Origin of the sequence: Variovorax sp. 54 (assembly GCF_002754375.1) — a bacterium.
Classification (GTDB): Bacteria; Pseudomonadota; Gammaproteobacteria; order Burkholderiales; family Burkholderiaceae_C; genus Variovorax.
This window is the reverse complement of record NZ_PEFF01000001.1, coordinates 821635-842776: the sequence shown is the minus strand read 5'-3', so window position 1 is coordinate 842776 and position 21142 is coordinate 821635. Positions and strand designations below refer to the sequence as shown.

General features: G+C 68.4%; 24 protein-coding genes. 18 read left to right on the top strand and 6 right to left on the bottom strand.

Annotation, left to right across the window (positions count from 1 at the left end):
* Window positions 1-4: 4 nt before the first annotated feature.
* From CLU95_RS03745 to CLU95_RS03735, 3 genes are read left to right on the top strand one after another with little or no spacing between them, the layout of a single operon-like run.
* Window positions 5-799, top strand: a complete 795-nt coding sequence (locus CLU95_RS03745; protein WP_099790562.1) for an efflux RND transporter periplasmic adaptor subunit — start codon at window positions 5-7, stop codon at window positions 797-799.
* A gap of 25 nt (window positions 800-824) precedes the next feature.
* On the top strand, window positions 825-2177 hold the full coding sequence (locus CLU95_RS03740; RefSeq protein ID WP_099790560.1) for an efflux RND transporter periplasmic adaptor subunit: 1353 nt from the start codon (window positions 825-827) through the stop codon (window positions 2175-2177).
* Window positions 2171-4303, top strand: coding sequence for an HlyD family efflux transporter periplasmic adaptor subunit (locus CLU95_RS03735; RefSeq protein ID WP_099790558.1), 2133 nt, complete (start codon window positions 2171-2173; stop codon window positions 4301-4303). The genes CLU95_RS03740 and CLU95_RS03735 overlap by 7 nt, the downstream gene beginning before the upstream one ends.
* Window positions 4304-4363: 60 nt before the next feature.
* On the opposite strand, the gene CLU95_RS30835 is transcribed toward CLU95_RS03735, so the two are convergent.
* Window positions 4364-4501 (bottom strand): hypothetical protein, encoded by a 138-nt coding sequence (locus tag CLU95_RS30835; RefSeq protein ID WP_180288528.1) that lies wholly within the window; start codon window positions 4499-4501, stop codon window positions 4364-4366.
* 149 nt (window positions 4502-4650) lie between these two features.
* On the opposite strand from CLU95_RS30835, the gene CLU95_RS03730 reads away from it, so the two are divergent.
* Complete coding sequence (locus tag CLU95_RS03730) at window positions 4651-5148, top strand: arsenate-mycothiol transferase ArsC (RefSeq protein WP_099790556.1); 498 nt, start codon at window positions 4651-4653, stop codon at window positions 5146-5148.
* 16 nt (window positions 5149-5164) lie between these two features.
* Here the strand turns inward: CLU95_RS03730 and CLU95_RS03725 are convergent, their stop codons facing one another.
* Complete coding sequence (locus tag CLU95_RS03725; RefSeq protein ID WP_099790554.1) at window positions 5165-5485, bottom strand: hypothetical protein; 321 nt, start codon at window positions 5483-5485, stop codon at window positions 5165-5167.
* Between the two features lie 239 nt (window positions 5486-5724).
* Between CLU95_RS03725 and CLU95_RS03720 the strand changes: the two genes are divergently transcribed.
* Window positions 5725-5982 (top strand): hypothetical protein, encoded by a 258-nt coding sequence (locus tag CLU95_RS03720; RefSeq protein ID WP_099790552.1) that lies wholly within the window; start codon window positions 5725-5727, stop codon window positions 5980-5982.
* 226 nt (window positions 5983-6208) lie between these two features.
* Here CLU95_RS03720 and CLU95_RS03715 read toward each other — a convergent pair whose 3' ends face one another.
* On the bottom strand, window positions 6209-6574 hold the full coding sequence (locus CLU95_RS03715; RefSeq protein WP_099790550.1) for a hypothetical protein: 366 nt from the start codon (window positions 6572-6574) through the stop codon (window positions 6209-6211).
* 492 nt (window positions 6575-7066) lie between these two features.
* On the opposite strand from CLU95_RS03715, the gene CLU95_RS03710 reads away from it, so the two are divergent.
* The 9 genes from CLU95_RS03710 to CLU95_RS03670 all read left to right on the top strand — a co-directional run bounded on the left by CLU95_RS03710 (window position 7067) and on the right by CLU95_RS03670 (window position 16186).
* Window positions 7067-8704 (top strand): ShlB/FhaC/HecB family hemolysin secretion/activation protein, encoded by a 1638-nt coding sequence (locus CLU95_RS03710; protein ID WP_099790548.1) that lies wholly within the window; start codon window positions 7067-7069, stop codon window positions 8702-8704.
* An 82-nt stretch (window positions 8705-8786) separates the two neighbouring features.
* Window positions 8787-10592: a DUF2341 domain-containing protein gene (locus CLU95_RS03705; protein WP_099790546.1), complete on the top strand. Its 1806-nt coding sequence runs from the start codon at window positions 8787-8789 to the stop codon at window positions 10590-10592.
* Window positions 10593-10604: 12 nt separating this feature from the next.
* Entirely contained in the window at window positions 10605-11018 is a 414-nt protein-coding gene (locus tag CLU95_RS03700; protein WP_062474100.1) for an ExbD/TolR family protein, read from the top strand.
* A gap of 10 nt (window positions 11019-11028) precedes the next feature.
* Window positions 11029-11772: a hypothetical protein gene (locus CLU95_RS03695; RefSeq protein ID WP_225616730.1), complete on the top strand. Its 744-nt coding sequence runs from the start codon at window positions 11029-11031 to the stop codon at window positions 11770-11772.
* A gap of 59 nt (window positions 11773-11831) precedes the next feature.
* On the top strand, window positions 11832-13628 hold the full coding sequence (locus tag CLU95_RS03690; protein WP_099790541.1) for a putative porin: 1797 nt from the start codon (window positions 11832-11834) through the stop codon (window positions 13626-13628).
* Window positions 13629-13647: 19 nt separating this feature from the next.
* Window positions 13648-14364, top strand: a complete 717-nt coding sequence (locus tag CLU95_RS03685) for a hypothetical protein (RefSeq protein ID WP_099790539.1) — start codon at window positions 13648-13650, stop codon at window positions 14362-14364.
* Window positions 14361-15308 carry a peptidylprolyl isomerase gene (locus CLU95_RS03680; protein WP_099790537.1) on the top strand — a complete coding sequence of 316 codons (948 nt, stop codon included), beginning with the start codon at window positions 14361-14363 and terminating at the stop codon, window positions 15306-15308. Before CLU95_RS03685 ends, CLU95_RS03680 begins: the two co-directional genes overlap by 4 nt.
* Before the next feature lie 36 nt (window positions 15309-15344).
* Complete coding sequence (locus CLU95_RS03675) at window positions 15345-15890, top strand: YbjN domain-containing protein (protein WP_099790534.1); 546 nt, start codon at window positions 15345-15347, stop codon at window positions 15888-15890.
* A gap of 8 nt (window positions 15891-15898) precedes the next feature.
* Window positions 15899-16186: a hypothetical protein gene (locus tag CLU95_RS03670; RefSeq protein ID WP_143605939.1), complete on the top strand. Its 288-nt coding sequence runs from the start codon at window positions 15899-15901 to the stop codon at window positions 16184-16186.
* Between the two features lie 82 nt (window positions 16187-16268).
* Here CLU95_RS03670 and CLU95_RS31045 read toward each other — a convergent pair whose 3' ends face one another.
* The gene (locus CLU95_RS31045; RefSeq protein ID WP_257214528.1) at window positions 16269-16682 is read right to left on the bottom strand and encodes a hypothetical protein; all 414 of its coding nucleotides are present in this window, start codon (window positions 16680-16682) and stop codon (window positions 16269-16271) included.
* A 97-nt stretch (window positions 16683-16779) separates the two neighbouring features.
* Between CLU95_RS31045 and CLU95_RS31040 the strand changes: the two genes are divergently transcribed.
* On the top strand, window positions 16780-17271 hold the full coding sequence (locus tag CLU95_RS31040) for a phosphotransferase (protein ID WP_257214527.1): 492 nt from the start codon (window positions 16780-16782) through the stop codon (window positions 17269-17271).
* A 9-nt stretch (window positions 17272-17280) separates the two neighbouring features.
* On the opposite strand, the gene CLU95_RS03660 is transcribed toward CLU95_RS31040, so the two are convergent.
* Window positions 17281-17964, bottom strand: a complete 684-nt coding sequence (locus CLU95_RS03660) for a class I SAM-dependent methyltransferase (protein WP_099790530.1) — start codon at window positions 17962-17964, stop codon at window positions 17281-17283.
* Window positions 17965-18073: 109 nt separating this feature from the next.
* Here CLU95_RS03660 and CLU95_RS03655 point away from each other — a divergent pair, with 109 nt between their 5' ends.
* The 3 genes from CLU95_RS03655 to CLU95_RS03645 all read left to right on the top strand — a co-directional run bounded on the left by CLU95_RS03655 (window position 18074) and on the right by CLU95_RS03645 (window position 20565).
* Entirely contained in the window at window positions 18074-18532 is a 459-nt protein-coding gene (locus CLU95_RS03655; protein ID WP_099790528.1) for a GNAT family N-acetyltransferase, read from the top strand.
* Window positions 18533-18718: 186 nt separating this feature from the next.
* The gene (locus tag CLU95_RS03650; RefSeq protein ID WP_099790526.1) at window positions 18719-20128 is read left to right on the top strand and encodes a DUF2130 domain-containing protein; all 1410 of its coding nucleotides are present in this window, start codon (window positions 18719-18721) and stop codon (window positions 20126-20128) included.
* A 29-nt stretch (window positions 20129-20157) separates the two neighbouring features.
* Complete coding sequence (locus CLU95_RS03645) at window positions 20158-20565, top strand: GNAT family N-acetyltransferase (protein ID WP_099797098.1); 408 nt, start codon at window positions 20158-20160, stop codon at window positions 20563-20565.
* 41 nt (window positions 20566-20606) lie between these two features.
* Here CLU95_RS03645 and CLU95_RS03640 read toward each other — a convergent pair whose 3' ends face one another.
* Window positions 20607-21128, bottom strand: coding sequence for an Lrp/AsnC family transcriptional regulator (locus CLU95_RS03640; protein ID WP_099790524.1), 522 nt, complete (start codon window positions 21126-21128; stop codon window positions 20607-20609).
* Window positions 21129-21142 lie beyond the last annotated feature (14 nt).

Here is a 21142-nt window from a genome sequence, read left to right as displayed (position 1 = left end):
CCTGATGAAGCCATCGCGCCCCGCGGTTCTTCGCGCCATCGTTCTGCTGTCTTGCGCCCTGGGGGGCGCGATGCAGGCCGGCGCCCAGCCCGCGCCCGCCGCGGCGCCGCCGCGCAGTGCGCCGGGCACTGCCGCGCCGGTGCGTTTTCTCGTGGTGGCCGCGCAGGAAAGCGTGCTCTCGGCCTCGGCGCCGGGCCGCTTCGCGAAGGTGCCGGTGAGCCTGGGCGACACGGTGCGCGCCGGCCAGGTGCTGGCCTCCTACGAGTGCGACGAGATGCAGGCACGCCGCGCCGCCGCGCGTGCCGAGCACGAGGCCGCCAAGGTGCAGTACGTGGGCAAGCTCAAGCTGCAGGGCCTGCAGTCGGCGGCCGAGATCGAGGTCGAGCTGGCCGCGGCCAACGTGAACAAGGCGCAGAGCCAGGTCCGCATCTTCGATGCGCAGATCGCGCAGTGCAATTTCGTGGCGCCGTTCGCCGGCAAGGTGGCGCGCGTGCACGTGAAGGTGGGGCAGGGCGTGAACCCCGGCGCGCCGGTGGTCGAGCTGGTGGGCAACGGGCCGCTGAAGGCGCGCATGAACGTGCCCTCGCAATGGCTGGCCTGGCTGAAGACCGGCCAGCGCCTGGAAGGCACGGTCGACGAGACCGGTGGCACCGTGGCGCTGAAGGTCACGCGTGTGTCGGGCCGCGTGGACGCGGTGAGCCAGACCATCGAGATCGAGGCCGAGCTCGCGGGCGACGCGGCCGGCCAGGTGCTGCCGGGCATGAGCGGGCAGGTGCGCGCACCGGCCAGCAAGGGATGAGCGCCACGGGTAAGGAATTCTTTCAGTGACCGATCTCGCGTTCCATGCGCTGGCCGCGAAGGTGCGCGCGGCGCAGCGCCCGGCCGACCTGGCCTTTTTGATCTGCAACGAGACCCACGCGATCGCGCCGTACCGGCAGGCCGCGCTGGTCGGTTTCTTCGGCGCGCGCCGCACGCGGCTGGTGGCGCACTCGGGGCTGGCGGACGTGGAGTCCGACTCACCCTATGCGCTGTGGCTGGCGTCGGTGGCCGACCACCTGAAGCCGCGGCTGGACGAGCTGCCCGCCGCCGCGCGCGTGCTGGCGCTGTCGCCCGGCATGCTGCCGCCCGCGCTCGCTGCGTCGTGGGCCGACTGGCTGCCCGACCAGGTGTGGGTGCTGCCCATGACCGACCCCGAAGGCCGCGCACGCGCCGCGCTGTTCCTCGCGCGCGAGGCGCCGTGGCCCACCGAGTTCGATGCCAAGGCGCCCGAGTTCTTGCTGCTGCAGGCCGCCGCGATGTACGGCCATGCATGGTGGGCACTGACCGGGCGGCGCCGCTCGTTCGGCACCATGCTGCGCGAGCTGTGGGCGCGCAAGCCGCTGCGCTGGGCGCTGGCGCTGCTGCCGCTCGCGTTGCTGGTGCCGGTGCGCGAGTACGCGCTGCTGCAGGCCGAGGTGATCTCCACGCGCAGCCAGGTGATCGCCTCGCCGCGGGACGGCGTGATCCGCCGCATGACCGTGCCGCCCAACACGCCGGTCGAGGCCGACCAGACCATCGCCGAGCTCGACGACACCACGCTGGACAACCGCCTGTCGGTGGCGCGCGCAGCGCTGTCGACCGCGCGGCTGGAACTGCACCAGGCCTCGCAGCGGGCCATCGAGTCGCAGTCGGCCAAGGCCGAGCTGAGTCTGGCCGAAGGCAAGCTGCGCGAGCGCGAGGTGGAGGTGAATGCGCTGCAGCGCGAAGTGGCGCAGCTGCAGATCAAGGCGCCGGCCAAGGGCGTGTTCGTCTATTCCGACCCCGATGACTGGGCCGGCCGTCCGGTGCAGACCGGCGAGCGTGTCGGGTTGCTGGCCGACCCGGCCGCGCTCGGCGTGCAGGCCTGGGCGCCGGTGAGCGAGGCGGTCAACCTCACGCCCGGCGCGCCCATGACCTTGTTCCTGCGCGTGGCGCCGCTCGATCCGGTGTCGGCGCAGCTCGACTACGCCGGCTACCAGGCGGTCGAAGCGCCCAACGGCGTGGCCAGCTACCAGCTGCGCGGTCACCTGAGCGAGCCGTCGAGCGTGGCGCGCATCGGCCTGCGCGGCACGGCGCGCGTGTCGGGGAACTGGACCGTGCTCGGCTACCTGCTGTTGCGCCGGCCGTTCGCGGCGGCGCGGGAGTGGTGCGGATGCTGAGCGGCACCGCAGTCGCGGGCCGTGGCCCGGCGGCGGGCGGAGGCGGGGCTGCATCGCCACCGCCCTGGCCGGCGCTGCGCGAGGAACTGCAGATCCACCCGACCGGCGCCAACCGCGACGGCTCGCCGGCCTGGCACATCAGCGACCCGGTGCGCAACCTGTTCTTTCGCATCGGCTGGCTCGAGTTCGAGATCCTGCTGCGCTGGCCGATGGCCGATGCCGAGCGCATTGCGCAGGAGATCGCGCGCGACACCACGCTGGCACCCGACGCCGACGACGTGGTGCGCTTCCAGGCCTTTCTCGAACAGCACCAGCTGCTGCGCACCGTGCGCCGCAAGCCGCCGACGCCCGCGTGGCGCTGGCTGCTCAACAACTACCTGTTCGTGCGCATTCCGCTGGTGCGGCCGGCGCGTCTGCTCGAGAAGATGCTGCCCTGGGTCGAGTGGCTCTACAGCCGCTGGTTCGTGGTGCTCACCGTGCTCGCAGCCGGCGTCGGCGTGCTGCTGGCCGCGCGGCAGTGGGACACGGTGGCGGCCCACCTGCACGGCGCCATCAGCTGGGAGGGCGTGCTGGGTTTTGCTGGCGCGATCGTGGTGTCGAAGCTGCTGCACGAGATGGGGCACGCACTCATGTCCACGCGCCACGGCGTGCGGGTGGGGCACATGGGCGTCGCGCTGCTGGTGATGTGGCCGATGGCCTACACCGACACCGGCGAAAGCTGGAAGCTGGCGCGCTCGCGGCATCGCCTGGCCATTGCGTCGGCGGGCATCTGCGCCGAGCTGGTGCTGGCCGCTTGGTCGACTTTGCTGTGGGCCTTCATGCCCGACGGCGACCTGCGCAATGCGCTGTTCTTTCTGGCGACCACGGCTTGGGTGCTCACGCTCGCGGTGAACGCCAGCCCCTTCATGCGCTTCGACGGCTACTACATGCTGACCGACGCGCTGGATTTTCCGGGCCTGCACGAGCGCGCCGGCCAGCAGGCCAAGCGCGCGCTGCGGCGCTGGCTGCTGGGCTTCAACGATCCGTCGCCCGAGACGCTGACGCCGGGCTTTCGTCGCTTCCTCATCGCGTTCGCGTTCGCCACCTGGGTGTATCGGCTGGTGCTGTTCATCGGCATCGCGGTCGTGGTGTACCACGCGTTCTTCAAGGCGCTGGGCGTGTTCCTTTTCATCGTCGAGATGGGCGTCTTCGTGGTGCGGCCGGTGATGGCCGAGCTGCGCGTGTGGCACGCGCGGCAGGGCGAGATCAAGCCACGGCGGCGCGTCGTGGCGGCGCTGCTGCTGGTGCTCGTGGCAGCGGTATTGCTGGTGCCGTGGCATGGCGGCATCTCGGCGCCGGGCGTGATCCGGGCCGGCATCGAGCAGCCCGTGTTCTCACCTTACGCGGCACGGCTGGCCGCGATGGAAGCGAGCGACGGCGCGGCCGTGGCGGCGGGGCAGTCGCTCGTCACGCTCGAAGCGCCCGGCCAGTCCGAGGAACGCGAGAAGGCGCGCGTGATGTCCAGCGCCTACACGCGCGCGGCGCGCGGCGCCATGGGGCTGGAAGAACGCCCGGCGGCGCAGCAGGTGCTGGCCGAGCAGCAGGCCAGCCGCTGGGACACCGAGCGCCGCGCGCGCGACGCCGAGCTGCTGCGCCTGCGGCTGGTGGCGGCGCACGGCGGCACGATGCGCGACGTCGATCCGCTGTTGCAGTCCGGCACCTGGGTCGCGCCGTCGCAACTGATGGCGATGGTGGTCGACGGGCGGCGCTGGCGCGTGGAAGCGCTGGTGCCCGAGCACGACCGCCAGCGCCTGGCGGCCGGCAGCCGTGCGGTGATCATCGTGAAGGGCCGCACGCGCAAGCTCGAAGGGCAGGTGCGCGCCATCGACAACAGCCCGGTGCGCCGGCTGCCGCACCTGCTGCTGGCGCAGGACCACGGCGGCCCGATCGCACTCAACCCGACCGCGCAGAAGAAAGATTTACGCCCGGCCGAAGCCTGGTTTCGCGTGACGGTGGAGGGAGAGGACGACACGCCGGTCGACGGGGTGCGCGAGGTGCGCGCGCATTTCGAAGGCACCCGCGAGAGCCTGGCCCGCCGCTGGATCAACGCGGCGACCTCGGTGCTGATCGAGCAATCGGGGTTCTGAACAAGCGCGCCCGCTTGCACGGGCTGGCAACATGCTGGCGGGTGATGCCCGCGGTCTGCCTTACAACCGGGTGTGCTTGGAGGGCGGCCGGTGTTCCTGGTCGGAACGCAGGACCGCCAGCATGCTCATGAGCGTCACGCCCGCGGCAAGACCGACCAGGAAGGCAAGCACTACGAGGGAGGGGTCGGTGGTCCACATGGGGTTCTAACGCCGTGCATCGCCCCAAGGTTTACCAGTGTTTACACTTATTTGCCATGCGCAAAAGGTAGGGCAAAACAGGTGTGCGCAGAAGGGTTGACGTACCCCTGCACACACCTGCCACACGGCGTGGCTATAGTCGTTTGACCATGCAGCAACGGATCGAAGTCGTCTTTGTCTCGCGGCGCAACTCGCTGCGCAGCGTGCTGGCCGAGGCCTGCCTGGCCCACCTCGACTCGAAGCGTTTCGCGGCGCGCTCGTGCGGGCAGCCGGGGCGGCTTGCGGCGGACGTGCATCCTGCGGCCGTCGAGGCGCTGGGCAGCGCCGGCATCGCGGTGCCGATGTCACCGCCGCGCAGCTGGGATGTGTTCGCGCGCGCGGGCTCGCCCCGGGTCGACTTCGTCATCACGCTCGACCCCTCGCTCGAACCGCTGCAGCCGCGCTGGCCCGGACAGCCCGATGCGGCGCTGTGGCCTTACCCGGACGTGGCCGCTGCCGGCGCCGGCCCGGACGACGCGGTGCATGGCGCGATCCAGGTGCTGTATTCGCTGCGGCGACGGCTCGAACTGCTGATCAACCTGCCGCTGCTGGGCGCCGACCGCAGCGCGCTGAGGTCCGACATCCGCGACATGGCGCACATGCGCTGACGCGCGCAGCCAGGGATCAGGGAATGGCGAGCCGGAGCACGAAGGTCTTGGCGTGCGGCTCGGTCAGAAACACCTGTGCCACCTGCCAGGCCTGCGCATGTGCGTCGCGCCAGGCGGTCGCGTACTTGATGTCCAGACGGGTCATGGGCGGTTCGTCGAGCTGCTCGAGCCGGCGCCAGAGCCGGTAGCAGTGCGCGACCTGTCGGGGGGACCCGAGCAGTTCCTCGAGTTTGATGCGGTAGGTGAAAGCCGCCACCATCACGTCCCGCACCGTGACGTTGCGCCCCTCGACTTCGACCGTGTAGAGGTGTTCGGCTGTGTGTGTCTCGTCCTTCATGCGGCAGCGGGGGAGGCAGGTCGGTCAGGCGGATGCGCGGAAAGAGGGAGACGGATCACGGCCGCTCCATCCTAGATGGCGCACGGTTGCGGCGCGAGTGCCGAAAGTCATGCGGGTGTTCACACATGGTGTCCCTTTGCGCGGTGCGCGTGAAATTGTTATTAAAAGAAATTAAATGCTAATACCTAGGAACTAAGTCCTAGGGCGCCGGCGGCAGTAGCCCTAAGCTTCTCACTGACATGAGCGCCACACAGCAACATCTTTTCGTCGAACTTCCCGACGGTTGGTCCAGCGAGATCGACATTCGCCAGACCACCGGTGGCCGCTACGCCGGTGTTGCCGAGCTCAGCCTGCGCGGGCTCAAGCGCGGCGTGCTCGTCTTCATGCAACAACCTTCGCTGGACGCTGCGGTTGCGCGCGTGCGCCTGCGCGCCAGCCAGTTTGCCCGCGAGCGCCTGTCGCTCGCCGAAGCCCGGGCGGGCGTGCGGGCGAGCTGATCGCGGTCAGCAGCATCCTGCGGTTGAAGTTTGTCTATCCCGGCCATCGGGATTGCCAAACCCGCTGCACCCGCCGGCGGGGCACCATCGAGTCTTACCGATGGAGCACATGAGATGTTGAAGAATTTCAGGAAAGCCGTAGGCGCCGCCATTTCGCTGGCCGGCGTCGTCGTGCTGGTGACCCAGCAACTCTGAACGCCCGGACCCGGTGCCCGCATGTCGTCGCTCAGCGACGGGGCGACAGCAGCGGCGACGTCGGCACCACCGGCGGCGGACGCTGCGGATACACCGAGGTGCCGAAGGTGTTGCCCATGCGATGCCCGGTCGCCGCGCGGTTGAACAGGCCCAGCTGGTTGCCCGGCCGCTGCGTGATCGCTTCCGAGGCGAACGCGGGCGCGGCGTCGTCCGGCCCGCGTGCCGGCAGGGTGGGCGTGAGCTTGCGGGTCAGGCAGTCGTAGGCGGGCGTGCGCTCGCCGTTCACCACCACTTCGACGCAGCTGTCTTCGCCGCTGTCGGTCGATGCCGTCTGCGCCGCAGCGCCGACGCAGGCCGCGCCGAGCGCCACACCCCATAGCCACACACCGACGCGCATCGCAGCTCCCTTGAAGAAATGATGAAGGCTCGCCGAGCGGATGCGGTGAGCCACCCTGCAGTCTGGGCTGCCTGCAAGACAGGAAGAAGACGGTGGTCGAGGGGCTGAGCCTTGTCGTCGTGGAGGCCGTCGTGCCCCCACCCCGACCCTCCCCCGGAAGGGGAGGGAGAAACACAAATACCGCCGGGTGAAGGTCGTGAGGTCTTGCTCCTTCCCCTCCCGGGGGGCAGGCCGGGATGGGGGCAAGCGGCCTCCGATGAAGCACCGCACCCACCAAGAAACCACCAGGGCCTCCCACGCCGAGGCCCTTCTTCTTATCCGCGCGAAACCCGCCGCGCCGGACCTCGTGCCGATTTCTTGATGAAGTTTTCGTGACAAACGGCAGTCGCCGCGCGCGCCGTGCGTCTAGGTATCGGTACGCAGCAGCGACATGAAGGCTCTCCACCATGAGCCGCTGCCACGCGAGCTTCATCCTTGAAAACCGAGCTGTAAATGCATGACATGAAGAACAACGCGCCGCCGACCTGCTGGAGAGCGGTGTGGCTGGCGGTGATGGCGATCGGTGCCCCGGCGGGCGCCTTCGCACAAGCACCTGCCGCTGTCTCTACGCCCGCGCCGGCCGCAGCCACCGAACCGGCCCGCAAGGTCGACATCGCCGAATACATCGTGCGCGGCAACACCGTGCTCGACGCCCGCGCCATCGAACAAGCGGTCACGCCCTTCCTCGGCCCCGAGCGCACGCTGAAGGACGTGGAGGGCGCGCGCGACGCGCTGCTCGCGGCCTACCAGGCGGCGGGCTACCAGTCGGTGTACGTCGACCTGCCCGAGCAGCAGGTCACGCAGGGCGTGGTGTTCCTGCAGGTCAACGAGACCCGCGTGGGCCGCGTGCGCGTGGTGGGCGCCGAGTACAACTCGCCGCTCGACGTGCGCGATCAGGTGCCGGCGCTGAAGGAGGGCGGCGTGCCCAACTTCAACACCGCGCAGGCCGAGCTCACCGCGCTCAACCGCGGCCCCAAGCGCCAGGTGATGCCGCTGGTGCGACCGGGCACGATGCCGGGCACGATGGACGTCGACCTGAAGGTCGAAGACCAGAGCCCGTGGCGCGCCAGCGTCGGCCTCAACAACGACTACAGCGCGGACACGCGCAAGCTGCGCGCCAGTGCCTCGCTGGGCCACGACAACCTCTGGCAGATGGGGCACAGCGCCTCCATCAGTTTCTTCGGTGCGCCGCAGGACCTGAACCAGACGCAGGTGTTCTCGGCCTCGTACAACGCGCCGCTCAAGGGCACGAACTGGAGCCTCGAAGCCAACGCCTTCGTGTCCGACAGCAACGTGGCCACCGTCGGCGGCACCACCGTGCTGGGCAAGGGCCACTCGATCGGCCTGAAGGCCACCTACACCGTGCCCAACACCGGCAACTGGTGGCATGCCTTCAGCGTGGGCGTCGACTTCAAGAACAACAAGGAAGCGCTGACGCTCAAGGGCAGCGGCGACACGGTGCCGCTCAAGTACGCGCCGATCACGCTGTCGTACTCGGGCTTCCGGCAGACCGACAAGAGCCAGTACGGCGTGGGCGTGTCGCTGGTGGCGGGCACGAGCAGCTCGTTCAAGTACGGCAGCGACTGGGCGGCCTTCGACTACAAGCGCTACAAGGCCTCGCCCAGCTTCATGGTGCTGAAGACCGATCTCAACGGCGCGCACAGCTTCGAGGGCGGTACACAGGTGGCCTTCCGCGTCAACGCACAGATGACCGATTCGCCACTCGTCTCGAGCGAGCAGATCGCCGCGGGCGGCATGAACTCGGTGCGCGGCTATCTCTCGGCCGAAGCCACCGGCGACTACGGCGTGGTCGGCTCGGTCGAGTTGCGCAGCAAGCCGCTCACCTTCCTGGGCAGCACCGTCGAAAACTGGCGCGTGTACGCCTTCGCCGACGCGGCGCGGCTGCGCCTGAAGAGCCCGCTGCCCGAGCAGGCCGAACGCTTCTCGCTGTATTCGGTGGGCGTGGGAACGACCTTCAAGGTCGGCACCTATTTCTCGGGCCGCGTCGACATCGGCTACCCGCTGGTCGACGGGCCGCGCACCAAGAAGCACGACCCGCAGGTGAATTTCAGCATCACCGCGAGCTACTGACCACACGAACGACGGCGACAGCCATCCCTCTTTCTTTTCGATTTTTCTTCTCATTCCACGAGCTTTCCGGAGAACCCCTGTCATGCGACGACTTCTTTTCATCGCGCTCACGCTGTTGAGCACGCTCCTGCCGGGCCTGGCCCATGCCTGGTGGCAGGCCGAATGGGCCTACCGCAAACCCGTCACCATCGACGGCGGCCCGCAGGCCGGCGCCATCGGCAGCGATGCCGGCCGCGTGCCGGTGCTGGTGCGCCTGCACACGGGCAACTTCAAGTTCGAAGGCGTGAGCGAGACCGGCGCCGACCTGCGCTTTGTCGCGGGCGACGACAAGACTGTGCTCAACCACCAGATCGAGCAGTTCGATCCGCTGTTGGGCATGGCGCTGATCTGGGTCGACGTGCCCAACGTCTCGGCCGGCACGCCGCAAAAGCTCTGGATGTACTACGGCAACCCGAAGGCCCCGGCCTCGGGCAACGGCCAGCGCAGCTTCGACCCCGACTACACGCTGGTCTACCACTTCGCCGAAGGCGCGGTACCGCCGCGCGACACCACCGCCTACGGCAACAACGGCCAGACCGCGGCGGTGCCCGTCGAAGGCACCGTCATCGGCAAGGGCGCGCAGCTCGGCAACGGCGCGCTGATGCTGCCCGCCACGCCGTCGCTGGCCGTGACGGCCGGCGGCACGCTGACCTTCTCCGCCTGGGTGAAGCCTGATTCGCTTGGCGCGCGCCAGGCGATCTATGCACGCCGCGACGGCGCCGGCGAGCTCGTGGTCGGCATCGACCAGGGCGTGCCCTTCGTGCAGGTGAACGGCCAGCGCAGCACGCCCGGCCAGCCCATGCAGGCCGGCCAGTGGTCGCACCTTGCGGTGAAGGCCGAAGGCGACAGCGTGGCGCTGTATGTGGGTGGCCGTCCGGCCGTGTCGCTGGCGGCCAAGCTGCCCGCGCTGAACACCGCCGCCGCGATTGGCGCCGATGCACCGGCCGCACCTGCTGCGCCGGGCGCCGCACCCGCTGATGCCTTCGCCCCGTTCACCGGCGCGATCGACGAAGTGCGCCTGTCGAAGGTCGCGCGCCCCGACGCGCTGCTGCTGGCCGATGCCGTGTCGCAAGGCGCCGAGTCGCGCCTGGCCGCTTTCGGTGCCGACGAGCAGCAGGCGGGCAAGAGCCACTTCGGCTTCATCCTGGCCGCGATGCCGCTGGACGCGTGGGTCGTCGTCGGCCTGCTGGGCCTGATGATGGTGCTGTCGTGGGCCATCATGATCGGCAAGGGCCGCAGCTTCGGCGCCACCTCGCGCGCCAACGCCACCTTCATCGAGCACTTCCGCGAAGGCGCCGGTGCGCCGCTGGACCGCATGGCCACGAACAACACCGTGCCGCAAGAGGTGCGTGCCGACTCGTCGCTGTGGCGCCTATACGAAGTGGCCATCGAAGAGATGCGCCGCCGCCACGACCGCGGCTACGACCTGAACGCTGTGTCGGCCTCCACCATCGGTGCCATCCGCGCCGCGATGGACGGCGTGATGGTGCGTGAGACCGAGCGCATGTCCAAGCGCATGAACTGGCTCTCGACCACCATCGAAGGCGCGCCGTACGTGGGCCTGTTCGGCACCGTGATCGGCATCATGCTGGTGTTCGTGGTGGCGGCCATGGCCGGCGCCGTGGACATCAACTCGGTGGCGCCCGGCATGGCCGCCGCGCTGCTGTGTACCGCCGCCGGCCTGGGCGTCGCGATTCCCGCGCTGTTCGGCTACAACTGGCTGGCCTCGCGCTCGGACGCCATCGGCGCCGACATGGCCGTGTTCGTCGACGAGTTCGTCACGCGCCTGGCCGAAGAGCAGGGCGAGGGCCGCTCGCTGCCGGTGGCCGTGCAGGCGCGCCGCGCCTGAGGACCGCGCACCATGGCAAACACAGCCGCGAAGTTCGCCGTGCGCAAGCGCACGGGCGGCATCAACATCACGCCCTTTGTCGACGTGCTGCTGGTGGTGCTGGTGATCTTCATCCTCACCAGCAACGCCAGCATCCCGGGCATCAAGGTCGATCTGCCGAAGGCCAGCGCCTCGGTGGCGCTGGAGAAGCCCAAGACCAAGGCCATCACGATCGACAACGCGGGCAACGTGTTCCTCGACGCCTACCCGGTCACGCTGCCCGAACTCGAAGAACGCCTGCGCACCGAGAAGGCGCTGTCGCCCGACTTTCCCGTGATCGTGCGCGGCGATGCCAGCGTGCAGTACGCGAAGGTGGTCGACGTGCTCGACCTGCTGCGCCGCATCGAGCTGAACCAGATCGGCCTCGTGACCGGCAAGCAGAAGTGAGGACCGGAGCGTGAACCCTCGCGACCCGATTTCTTCTGCCTCGCCTGCGCCGCGCTCCCGTGGTGCAGGCGGAACGGCCGCGCTCTGGCGCCGCTGGGGCGGGGTGGTCATCGGCCTGGTGGTCGTCGTGGCGCTGGCGCTGCTCGTGTGGCGGCTGCTGTCCGACACCGCGAGCCAGAAGCGCGTGGTGGCCGATGCGCCCACGCTGATGCTGCCGCCGCCCCCGCCACCGCCACCCGAACCCGAGAAGCTGCCCGAGCCCGAGCCGGAAAAGATCAAGCCCGAAGTGGTCGAGCCCGAGCCCAAGCCGCTCGAGCCGCTCGAAGCACCGAAGGACGACGCACCGCCCAGCCCGTCGAAAGACCTGGGCGACCCGGTGACCATGGACAGCGCCGGCCAGGCCGGCAACGACGCCTTCGGCATCCAGGCCGGCAGCGGCGGTGGCATGAGCGGCACCGGCGGTGGCGGCGGCCTGGGCAGCGGCTCGTATGCGCGCTACGTGTCGAGCATGTTGCAGCAGGCGCTGTCGCGCGACCCGCGCACGCGCCAGCTGGTGTTCGACGACATCCAGATCGACCTGTGGCTCGGCGCTGACGGCAAGACCACGCGCGCCCAGCTGGTGCGCGGCACCGGCACCGAGGACATCGACGAAGCCGTGCTGGCGCTGCTGCGCGGGCTCGATCGCATCGAAGAACGTCCGCCGGCCTCGATGCGCTTTCCGATGCGCGTGTCGATGAAAGGCCGCCGGCCATGAATTTCCATATCTCTACGGCCGACCGTCGGCCCGACTCCTTCCATCCAGTGAACGAAGCGATGAACACCCTCCACAACACCCTCCCGCGCCGGGGCGCGATGCCGGCCCTGCGCCAGTGCGCGCTCGCGGCGGCCGTGGCCTCCGCGTTCGTGCTGTCGGCCGGCACCGCCCTGGCCCAGACCGCCGCCGCGCCCGCCGCCGAATCCGCGATGGTCAAGCTGATCCGCGGCCTCATTCAAAGCGGCACGCTCGCCAAGGACGTGGGCGAAGCCCTGCTGGCCCAGGCGCAGACCGAAGCCATCGCCGCGCAGCAGGCACAGCGCCAGGCGGCCGTGTCGGCCACCGCGGCATCGGCCACCGTCGCGGGCGGCATGCGCCTTGAGGCCGGCGACGTGCGCGTGCCCTACATCTCGCAGACCGTGCGCGACCAGATCCGCGACGAGGTCAAGGCGCAGGTCATGGCCCAGGCCAAGGACGAAGGCTGGGCCGCGCCCAACGAGACGCCCGAGTGGAGCAAGCGCATCCGCTTCGAAGGCGACGTGCGCGTGCGCAACGAATCGCGCAGCTATGCCGGCAACAACAGCGACATCGAGATCAACTGGCCCTCGCTCAACCAGGGCAGCGGCTACGACGTCAACCCGAACACCAACCTGTCGCTGCCGTCGATCCTGAACACGCGCCAGGACCGCCGCAACCTGTTCCGCGCCCGCGCACGCGTGGGCCTGCTGGCCGACCTGTCGGAGAACACCAAGGCCGGCGTGCGCCTGGCCTCGGGCAGCGACGACAGCCCCGTGTCGACGACCACCACGCTGGGCGGCGGACTGGGCAAGAAGAGCGTGTGGCTCGACCAGATGTGGATCTCGCACAAGCCGACCGACTGGCTCACCGTGACCGGCGGCCGCTTCGGCAACCCCTTCATGTCGACCGACCTGCTGTATTCGAGCGACCTGAACTTCGACGGCATTGCCGCGCAGTTCGACAAGAAGCTCGCCGCGAACCGCGACCTCTCGCTGTTCGGCACGCTGGGCCTCATTCCGCTCGAATACTCGGCGGACGGCTCGCCCACCCGCAGCCAGCGCAAGATGAAGAGCGAGAACAAGTGGCTGCTCGGCGCGCAGGTGGGCGCCGACTGGAAGATCAACGAAGACAACCGCGTGCGCGGCGCGCTGGCGTACTACAACTTCCGCAACATCAGCGGCCAGGTCTCCGAGCCCTGCGCGCTGTACGCGGGCGCCGACGGCTGCAGCACCGACTGGTCGCGTCCGGCCTTCATGCAGAAGGGCAACACGCTCATGCTGCTGCGCGACATCTCGCTGGACCCGCTCAACCCGGCCGGCACGCCGCAGCCGCAGTACGTGGGCCTGGCCTCGAAGTTCCGCCTGATCGACCTGAACCTGCGCTGGGACACCCAGGTGGCCGGCAACAACCTGCGTCTGGACGCCAACTTCGTGCGCAACACCGCCTACGACGCCGCCGGCATCTGGGCCCGCGGCGGCATTCGCGGCGCCATCGTGAACAACTTCGGCCCGACCGGCGGCACCACCCAGTCCGACTTCAAGAGCGGCGGCAACGCCTACATGGTGCAGGCCACCTACGGCAAGCCGGCACCGGCCGCACGCGGCGACTGGAACGTGCTCGCGGGCTACAAGCGCATCGAGCCCGATGCCATGCCCGACGGCTACAACGATTCGAGCTTCCACGGTGGCGGTACGAATGCGCGCGGCTACTTCCTGGGCGGCTCGTACGCGATCGACAAGAACATGTGGTTCACCGGCCGCTGGATCTCGACCAAGGAGGTCTACGGCCCGCCGCTGTCGATCGACACCTTGCAGCTTGAATTCAATGCGCGTTTCTAAGCAAAAGAAGGAGAGCGCCGTGTCCCGAACGATCTTCCCGGCGCTGGCCCTGGCCGCACTGGCCGCCACGGCCGGCGTGGCGCAGGCCCAGCAAGCGCAAGGCGCGAGCATGGAGGAGCGGCTGCGTGCGCAGCTGCGCACCACCACCACGCAGTTGCAACAGGCGCAGAACGAGCTGGCCGCGCTCAAGGCGGGCCAGCCCGCAGGCAAGGCACCTGGTGCTGCACCCGTTGCACCCGAGCTCGAAACGCTGAAGAAGGAACTGGCCGCAAGCCAGGCCCAGCTCGCGTCCGAGCGCCACGCGCGCGGGCAGGCCAGTGCCGGCAACGCGCAGCTGCGCGAGCAGGCCCAGGCCGCGAGCGAGAAGGCGGGCGCGCAGATCGCGCAGTTCCGCGGCGCGTACGACGAACTGCTGAAGATGTCGCGCGCCTCCGAGGCCGAGCGCCAGCGTCTGGCTGGCGAGGCCGCGCTGCAGCGCACCGCGCTCACGCAGTGCGAGGCCAAGAACACGCAGCTGTACGCCGTCGGCCAGGAAGTGCTGCGCGCCTACGAAACCATGGACGTGGGCAGCGTGCTCGCCTCGCGCCAACCCTTCGCGGCGCAGAGCCGCGTCAAGTACGAACAGATCGCGCAGCAGTACGGCGACAAGCTCTACGAGAGCCGCTTCGACGTGCGCGCTGTGAGCGCGCCGGCACCTGAAGCCGCTGCGTCCGCTACGGAAGGAAAGCCGCAATGACCCATGCACAAGCAACCTCCACCGCCGGGATCGGCCGGCGCCTGCGCGCAGCGGCCGGCGTGCTGCTGGTTTCGTCTGTCGGCGTGGCCGCCGCGCAGCAACCCGCCGCGCCCGGCCCCGCCGTGGTCGCACGCATCGGCGAAGTGACCATCGGCCCCGACGAAATCGAGAAGCTGCTGCAGACCCTGCCCGAGGCCGAGCGCGCTGCTGTCAAGGCCGACCGCGCGGGTCTCGACGGCTGGCTGCGCCAGCGCCTCGTGAGCGAAGCGCTGCTGCGCGACGCCCGCGCCAAGGGCTGGGCCGATCGGCCCGAGGTGAAGGCAAAGATCGACGCCGCCACGCGCGAGATTGCCGCGCGCATCGTCGCCACCAGTTATCTCGAATCCGTGAGCCAGGTGCCCGCGGGCTTCCCGTCGGACGCCGAAGTGAAGACTGCCTACGACCAAGGCAAGACCGGCTTCAACCTACCGGCCGCCTACCGCGTCGCGCAGATTTACCTGGCCACGCCCGAGCGCGACCCGGCCGCCATCGCCAAGGTGCGCGACGAAGCGAACCGCCTCGCGAAGCAGGCCCGCAGCGGCGACTTCGCTGCCGTCGCGCGCGCCAGCTCGCAGGACCGCCGCAGCGCCGAGCGCGGCGGCGAGGTTGACACGCTGCCGCTCGCGCGCATCCTCCCCGAACTGCGCGACACCGTGGCCAAACTCAAGCAAGGCCAGGTCAGCGAACCGGTGCAGGCCGAGGCCGGCTTTCACGTCGTCAAGCTGCTCGACATCCAGCCCGCGCGCACCGCCACCCTCGAAGAGATGAAGCCGCAGCTGCAGGCTGCGCTGCGTCAGCAGCGGCAACAGCAGCTGGTGCAGGCCTACATGGCCCAGCTGGCGCCGCCGGCGCAACTGAGCATCGACAGCGCCGCACTCGACGCCGCGCTCAAGAAAACCAACTGAACCTATTTCCCCTTTTTCCGAAAGAAGAACCAGACCATGAACACCACCGCCACGACCCCGGAAGCCGACGACATCGCCGCCACGCCGGCCGCACTCGACATGCTCGACGCCGTCACGCCCGACCAGGTGTCGGACGCCATCAAGGCCGCCGGCGGCGCCGTCACCGCCATTGAGCAAGATGGCGTGGTGCGCCTGCACAGCGCCAGCCACGGCATCGGCTTCCAGGTGCTGTGGGGCAACGCCGTCACCACCACCCAGTACACCGACTTCACCCTGAGCTGCCCGCTGCGCGTGCAGGGCGGCACGCTGCCCGAGGCCGTGCTCGCCGCATGGCACCGCAGCAAGCGCTTTGCGCGCGTGGCGCAGCACGGCGACTTCGTCGTGCTCGAGATGGACGTCGTCGTCGCCGGCGGCGTCAGCCCCGCCTACCTGGCGTTTGCCGTGCGCCTGTGGATGCAGATGATGGGCGAGTTCTTCCTGCACCTGCGCAACTACGGCCCCGCTGCTGAAACGCGCGGCGATGCGGCCAATGCCGAACTCGCCGCTGCCGCCGCCGTCCAGGGTGTGCCCGCCGCCGCGTGATGTTGCCCATGCGCGCCGCACCCGGCCTGTCGATGGACGACCACCACAGCCATCCCACGCACGACTCGCCCACGGGCCGCGCCATCCAGGCCGCGGCCCGCCAGGCCCAGCGCGCGCGCCGCGCCGAGACCGTGCGGCTGCGCCAACGCGCCGCGCTGCTAGAGCTGCTGGTGCAGACCATGGCGGAGCTGCACATCTCGATGGCCGAGCTCAATGCGGCGCGCAAGGCGCTGGCGCCTGCGTGGCGGCAGGTGGGGGATGAAAGGGCTTCGCTCGACAACGACGTGGAGCGTTGACGCAACGCGGCAAGGCGGCGGAGGGTAGGGCAGAATCGCCCGCCGCCCACGCTCCCGAAAGGCCGCACCCGTGACGACGCTTCTACGCTCCACGCAGATCGCCCAGACCACGCCCACGGGCGCCGCCATCGCAGAGAAGGTGGCGCAGGCCTACGACCTCGGCGAGGTCCGGTCGTGCGAGCTGCTGAGGCGCAGCTTCAACCACGTCTACGGACTGGAGTTTGTCGACGGCCGCCGCGCCGTCGCGCGCCTGAGCGCCGACCGTCCGCGCGGCGCGCCGAACGTCGGCTACGAAACGGCACTGCTCGCGCACCTGAAGGCCAAGGGCGTACCCGTGGCCGGCGCGCTGGCTGCACGCGACGGCGCACATGCCGTCGCGATGGACTTGCCCGAGGGCGAGCGCCCGCTGATCCTGTTCGAGCACCTCGACGGCGACATCCCCGGCGACGTGCTGCCCGACGTCGAGGCCACCGGTCGCGGCCTGGCGCTGTTGCACGAAGCCGCACAGGACTACCACGGCCCCGCCAGTCGCTACACGCTGGAGTTCCGACCTGCTGCACGCGTCGCTCGAGCGCCTGCATGCCGCGCCCACGATGACCGACGCGCTGCGCCCGGAGTTCAGCGCCATCGCGCGAACGCTCGAAGCCCGCATTGCCGCGATGCCGGCCCTGACGCGTGTCCATGGGCACGGCGATTGCCACGGCATGAACAACTTCGTGACCGACGGCCCGGAGGGAACGCGCGTCGCGTCGTTCTTCGACTTCGACGATGCGGGCCCCGGCTGGCTGGCCTACGACCTGTGCGTGTACCTGTGGGCGATGCACCCGCGCACCGTGGGCGGATCGCTCGACGCGACGTCGCTGGCGCGCTGGCGCAGCTACCTGACGGGCTACCGCAGCGCGCGCCCGTTGTCTTCGGTAGATGTCGAAGCCATCGCCGCTTTCCTCGCGGTGCGGCAGTTCTGGCTCATGGGCGAACACGCGGGCCGTATCGCGGTGTGGGGCACGCAGTCGATGCCGACGAGTTGGCTGCGCACGCAGGTGAAGATGTTGACGGCGTGGGCGGAGTTGCAGACGCCGGAGTGAGGCTTCGGCTCAGGCTTGCGAGACCCAGCCTCTGAACGCCATGCCCGCATAGAACAAGCGGACGTTCGAAAAACCCGTCTCTTCCAGCAGTGCTTCTTCCTGTTCCGGGCTGAGCAGCGACAGCGTCGAACCGATGGCCGTTGCCGCTTTGCGCGCGTTGTTCGGATCGACACCGGACGCCGCCGCGAAAGCGACATAGCGCGAGAGCCACAACTCCCGCTCGCCATCCGCCTGAGGAAAGCTGAGGTGCGCCACGACGAACGGCGCACCGGGCTTCAGACGGCGATGAATTTCCCTCAACGTCGACCTGCGTTCATCGAGCGTCAGGAAGTGCATCGTCAGCAGGCAGGTCGCTGCATCGAAGGGGCCTTCGGGGGCGGTGTCGGTGTAGCCGTGGTGCAGCGCGACCCGTTCGGCGAGCGGGCCGAGCGTTTCCGCGGCGAGGTCGAGCATGGGCTGCGACGGATCGACACCGACGAAATGCCATCGGGGATGCGCCTGCGCGAGCACCTTCAACTCCATGCCGCCGCCGGCACCGATGACCAGCACGTTGGCCGAGTCCGGCGCACCTTCGGCGATGAGCAGGGCCGCCATCGTCTGCAGGTCGTGCAGGCCTGGCACCAGACGGGCGGTTTTTTCGGCGTAGTTGTTGGTGGTGGAGGGGGCGCTGAAGGCGGGCGTGGACTCGGACATTTCGCCAGTCTATGTGGGCATCGCGCGTTTTGCAGGTGTAGGGCTGCAGGAGAATCCAGCCAGAAGCGGGCCTCGCCCGAACCCGACGTCATTTGCGGAGACCGCCTGCATGTCCATCTCATCCCTCAGCGTCCGTCGTGCGGTGTCCGATGACGCAGCGCGCATCGATGCGCTTTACGGCCAACTGGTGGGAGACACGGCGCGCTGCGTGCTGCCCGAGCGCCTGCAGGAGTTGTCCGAAGACCCGAGGACGGCGCTTCTTGTCGCGGAGGTCGACGGCCAGGTGTGCGCGACGGCGCTGGTTTCTCTGTGCGAGGACGTGATGTTCAAGCGGCAGCCGTTCGCCGTCGTGGAGAACGTCGTTGTCGACGTCGCTGCCCGCAACCGAGGGGTCGGGGCCGCGCTGATGCGGGAGGTCGAGGCCTTCTGCGCGGTGAGCGATTGCTCGAAGATCATGTTGCTGAGTTCGGTGGATCGCACGGATGCCCATCGCTTCTTCGAGCGATGCGGTTTCGATGCCTCGATCAAGCGCGGGCTCGTCAAATATCGGCGGGCCTTTGCTTGCTAGTCATGTCGCTGCATGCGCTTGCGAGCGCCTAACATCGCCCTATGCAGACACAAACCGAAAGTTGCACATGAGGATTCAATCCGCTCGCAAAAAGAATCAACGCACGCCGAAGGATGGAGGTCTCAACCTCGCGAAAAATCACCTCGCGCATCGAACGGCAACTCTTCCGGTCGAAGGTCAGTAACCATGCATGAAATCATCTGCCCCCACTGCAGCAAAGCATTCAAGATCGACGAAGCCGGCTACGCGGACATCCTGAAGCAGGTACGCGACGGCGATTTCGAAAAGCAGTTGCACGAGCGGCTGGAGCTGGCCGAGCGGGACAAGCGCAACGCCGTCGAACTCGCCCAGACAAAAGCTGCCGGAGAATTGCAGAAAACTGCAGCAGCCAAGGACGGCGAGATTCAGGAACTCAAGGCCAAGCTCGAGGCCGGCGACGTCGCGCGCAAACTCGCCGTGAGCGAAGCCCTGAGCATCGTGGAACGGGAGCGCGACGCGCTCGCGAACGAGCTTGAAAAGGCCAAGCAGGACAAGCTGGCCGCGACCGCGCTCGCCGAGGCCAGGCACGTGGGCGAGCTGCAGAAGGGCGCCGCCGCGAAGGACGTGGAAATCCAGGAACTGAAGGCCAGGCTCGACGCCGTCGAGGTGGCGAAGAAGCTCGCGATCAGCGAGGCCGTCGGTGCGGTCGAGAAGGAGCGGGATCAGTTGAAGAGCGGCCTCGAGCGGGCGGAGCTCGAGAAGCAACTGGCCGAGAAATCACTCAAGGACAAGTACGAGACGCAGATCAAGGACCGCGACGACGCGATTGATCGCCTGAAGGATTTGAAGGCGCGCCTGTCGACCAAGATGGTCGGCGAGACCCTGGAGCAGCACTGCGAGACCGAGTTCAACCGCATCCGGTCGATGGCATTTCCCCGGGCTTATTTCGAGAAGGACAACGACGCGCGCACCGGCAGCAAGGGCGACTACATCTTCCGCGACGCGGACGAAGCCGGCACCGAGATCGTCTCGATCATGTTCGAGATGAAGAACGAGAGCGACCGCACCGCAACCAAGAACAGGAACGAAGACTTCCTGAAGGAGCTCGACAAGGACCGCATCGAGAAGGGGTGCGAGTATGCGGTGCTGGTCTCGCTGCTCGAGCCCGACAACGAGCTCTACAACACGGGCATCGTCGACGTGTTCCATCGCTACCCGAAGATGTACATCGTGCGCCCGCAGTTCTTTCTGCCCATCATCACGCTGCTGCGCAATGCGGCGATGAACTCGCTCAAGTACAAGTCGGAGCTGGCGCTCGTCAAGGCGCAGAACATCGACATCACGAAGTTCGAGTCCGAACTCGAGACCTTCAAGACCGCATTTGCCAGAAACTACGACCTCGCCTCCGGGCACTTCCAGAAGGCAATCGCCGAGATCGACAAGTCGATCGATCACCTGCAGAAGACGAAGGAAGCGCTGCTCGGCACCGATCGGAACCTTCGTCTTGCGAACGACAAGGCGCAGGACGTGACGATCAAGAAGCTCACGCGCGGCAACCCGACGATGGCGGCCAAGTTCGCCGAACTCAAGAAGCTGGATTCTTCCGAGACTGAATGAGCGGGGCGCAGGCACTGCTGAAGAAACACATGAACAACATCACCATCGACTACCGTCAGAACGTTCCACTGGATCCGGTCGACATCGCCCGCGTCTTCGATCGATCCGGCATCAAGCGTCCCACCCACGATCTCGCGCGAATCGAGCGGATGTTCGCCGCGCCCAGTCTCTTGCTGTCGGCGTGGGTCGGCGACGAGCTGGTGGGGCTGTCGCGGTCACTGACCGACCATGCGTACTGCTGCTACCTGTCGGACCTGGCGGTGGACAAGAAGTACCAGGGCCATGGCATTGGCCGGGAACTCGTGAAGCGCACGCAGGCCATCATCGGCGACGAGGTGTCGTTGATCTTGCTGTCTGCCCCCGACGCGATGTCTTACTACCCGACGCTCGGTTTCGAGCTGGCGCAGAACGCTTACGCCATCCGGCGCAAGAAGTAAGCAGGGGCCGCTGCTCCACGGCCCACGACGACCGGATGCGTCTAGGTTCGTCGTGAGCCCACCAGCCCGGCCTTCGCATCCAGCAGGTGCCCCAGTGGCAGCGCCGCCTCCGACTTGATCTCGCGCAGCACGATGCTCGACCGCACGTGCGTCACGCCGGGCAGACTGAACAGCACCTCGTGCAGGAAGCGCTCGTAGTGCTTCATGTCCGGCACGGTCACGTTGAGGATGTAGTCGGCGGGCCCGGTGGCCGACACGCAGCGAATGATCTGCGGGCTTGCGGCCACGGCTTCTTCGAAGCGTTGCACCATCGCCTCGCTGTGCCGGTCGAGGTTCACTTCGGCCACGGCCGACACATGCAAACCCACCAATTCGGGGTCGACGAGCGCGGTGTAGCCGCGGATGACGCCGGCCGCTTCCATGTCCTTGATGCGCTTCCAGCAGGGCGTGGGCGACAGGCCCACGGCCTCGGAAATCTGCTGCACGGTCTGCCGGCCGTCATGCTGCAGTGCAGAAAGAATCTTGAGGCAATGCTCGTCAAGAGAAGCAGAACCGACGTTCATCGTGATTTTCGAGT

Coding starts and splice junctions, on each gene's coding strand:
- CLU95_RS03745 (WP_099790562.1), top strand. CDS start 5: ATGAAGCCATCGCGCCCCGCGGTTCTTCGCGCCATCGTTCTGCTGTCT.
- CLU95_RS03670 (WP_143605939.1), top strand. CDS start 15,899: ATGCGCGCCGCACCCGGCCTGTCGATGGACGACCACCACAGCCATCCC.
- CLU95_RS31040 (WP_257214527.1), top strand. CDS start 16,780: ATGACCGACGCGCTGCGCCCGGAGTTCAGCGCCATCGCGCGAACGCTC.
- CLU95_RS03690 (WP_099790541.1), top strand. CDS start 11,832: ATGAACACCCTCCACAACACCCTCCCGCGCCGGGGCGCGATGCCGGCC.
- CLU95_RS03720 (WP_099790552.1), top strand. CDS start 5,725: ATGAGCGCCACACAGCAACATCTTTTCGTCGAACTTCCCGACGGTTGG.
- CLU95_RS03705 (WP_099790546.1), top strand. CDS start 8,787: ATGCGACGACTTCTTTTCATCGCGCTCACGCTGTTGAGCACGCTCCTG.
- CLU95_RS03710 (WP_099790548.1), top strand. CDS start 7,067: ATGCATGACATGAAGAACAACGCGCCGCCGACCTGCTGGAGAGCGGTG.
- CLU95_RS03715 (WP_099790550.1), bottom strand. CDS start 6,574: ATGCGCGTCGGTGTGTGGCTATGGGGTGTGGCGCTCGGCGCGGCCTGC.
- CLU95_RS03645 (WP_099797098.1), top strand. CDS start 20,158: ATGAACAACATCACCATCGACTACCGTCAGAACGTTCCACTGGATCCG.
- CLU95_RS03700 (WP_062474100.1), top strand. CDS start 10,605: ATGGCAAACACAGCCGCGAAGTTCGCCGTGCGCAAGCGCACGGGCGGC.
- CLU95_RS03680 (WP_099790537.1), top strand. CDS start 14,361: ATGACCCATGCACAAGCAACCTCCACCGCCGGGATCGGCCGGCGCCTG.
- CLU95_RS03640 (WP_099790524.1), bottom strand. CDS start 21,128: ATGAACGTCGGTTCTGCTTCTCTTGACGAGCATTGCCTCAAGATTCTT.
- CLU95_RS30835 (WP_180288528.1), bottom strand. CDS start 4,501: ATGTGGACCACCGACCCCTCCCTCGTAGTGCTTGCCTTCCTGGTCGGT.
- CLU95_RS03650 (WP_099790526.1), top strand. CDS start 18,719: ATGCATGAAATCATCTGCCCCCACTGCAGCAAAGCATTCAAGATCGAC.
- CLU95_RS03730 (WP_099790556.1), top strand. CDS start 4,651: ATGCAGCAACGGATCGAAGTCGTCTTTGTCTCGCGGCGCAACTCGCTG.
- CLU95_RS03660 (WP_099790530.1), bottom strand. CDS start 17,964: ATGTCCGAGTCCACGCCCGCCTTCAGCGCCCCCTCCACCACCAACAAC.
- CLU95_RS03735 (WP_099790558.1), top strand. CDS start 2,171: ATGCTGAGCGGCACCGCAGTCGCGGGCCGTGGCCCGGCGGCGGGCGGA.
- CLU95_RS03675 (WP_099790534.1), top strand. CDS start 15,345: ATGAACACCACCGCCACGACCCCGGAAGCCGACGACATCGCCGCCACG.
- CLU95_RS03655 (WP_099790528.1), top strand. CDS start 18,074: ATGTCCATCTCATCCCTCAGCGTCCGTCGTGCGGTGTCCGATGACGCA.
- CLU95_RS03725 (WP_099790554.1), bottom strand. CDS start 5,485: ATGAAGGACGAGACACACACAGCCGAACACCTCTACACGGTCGAAGTC.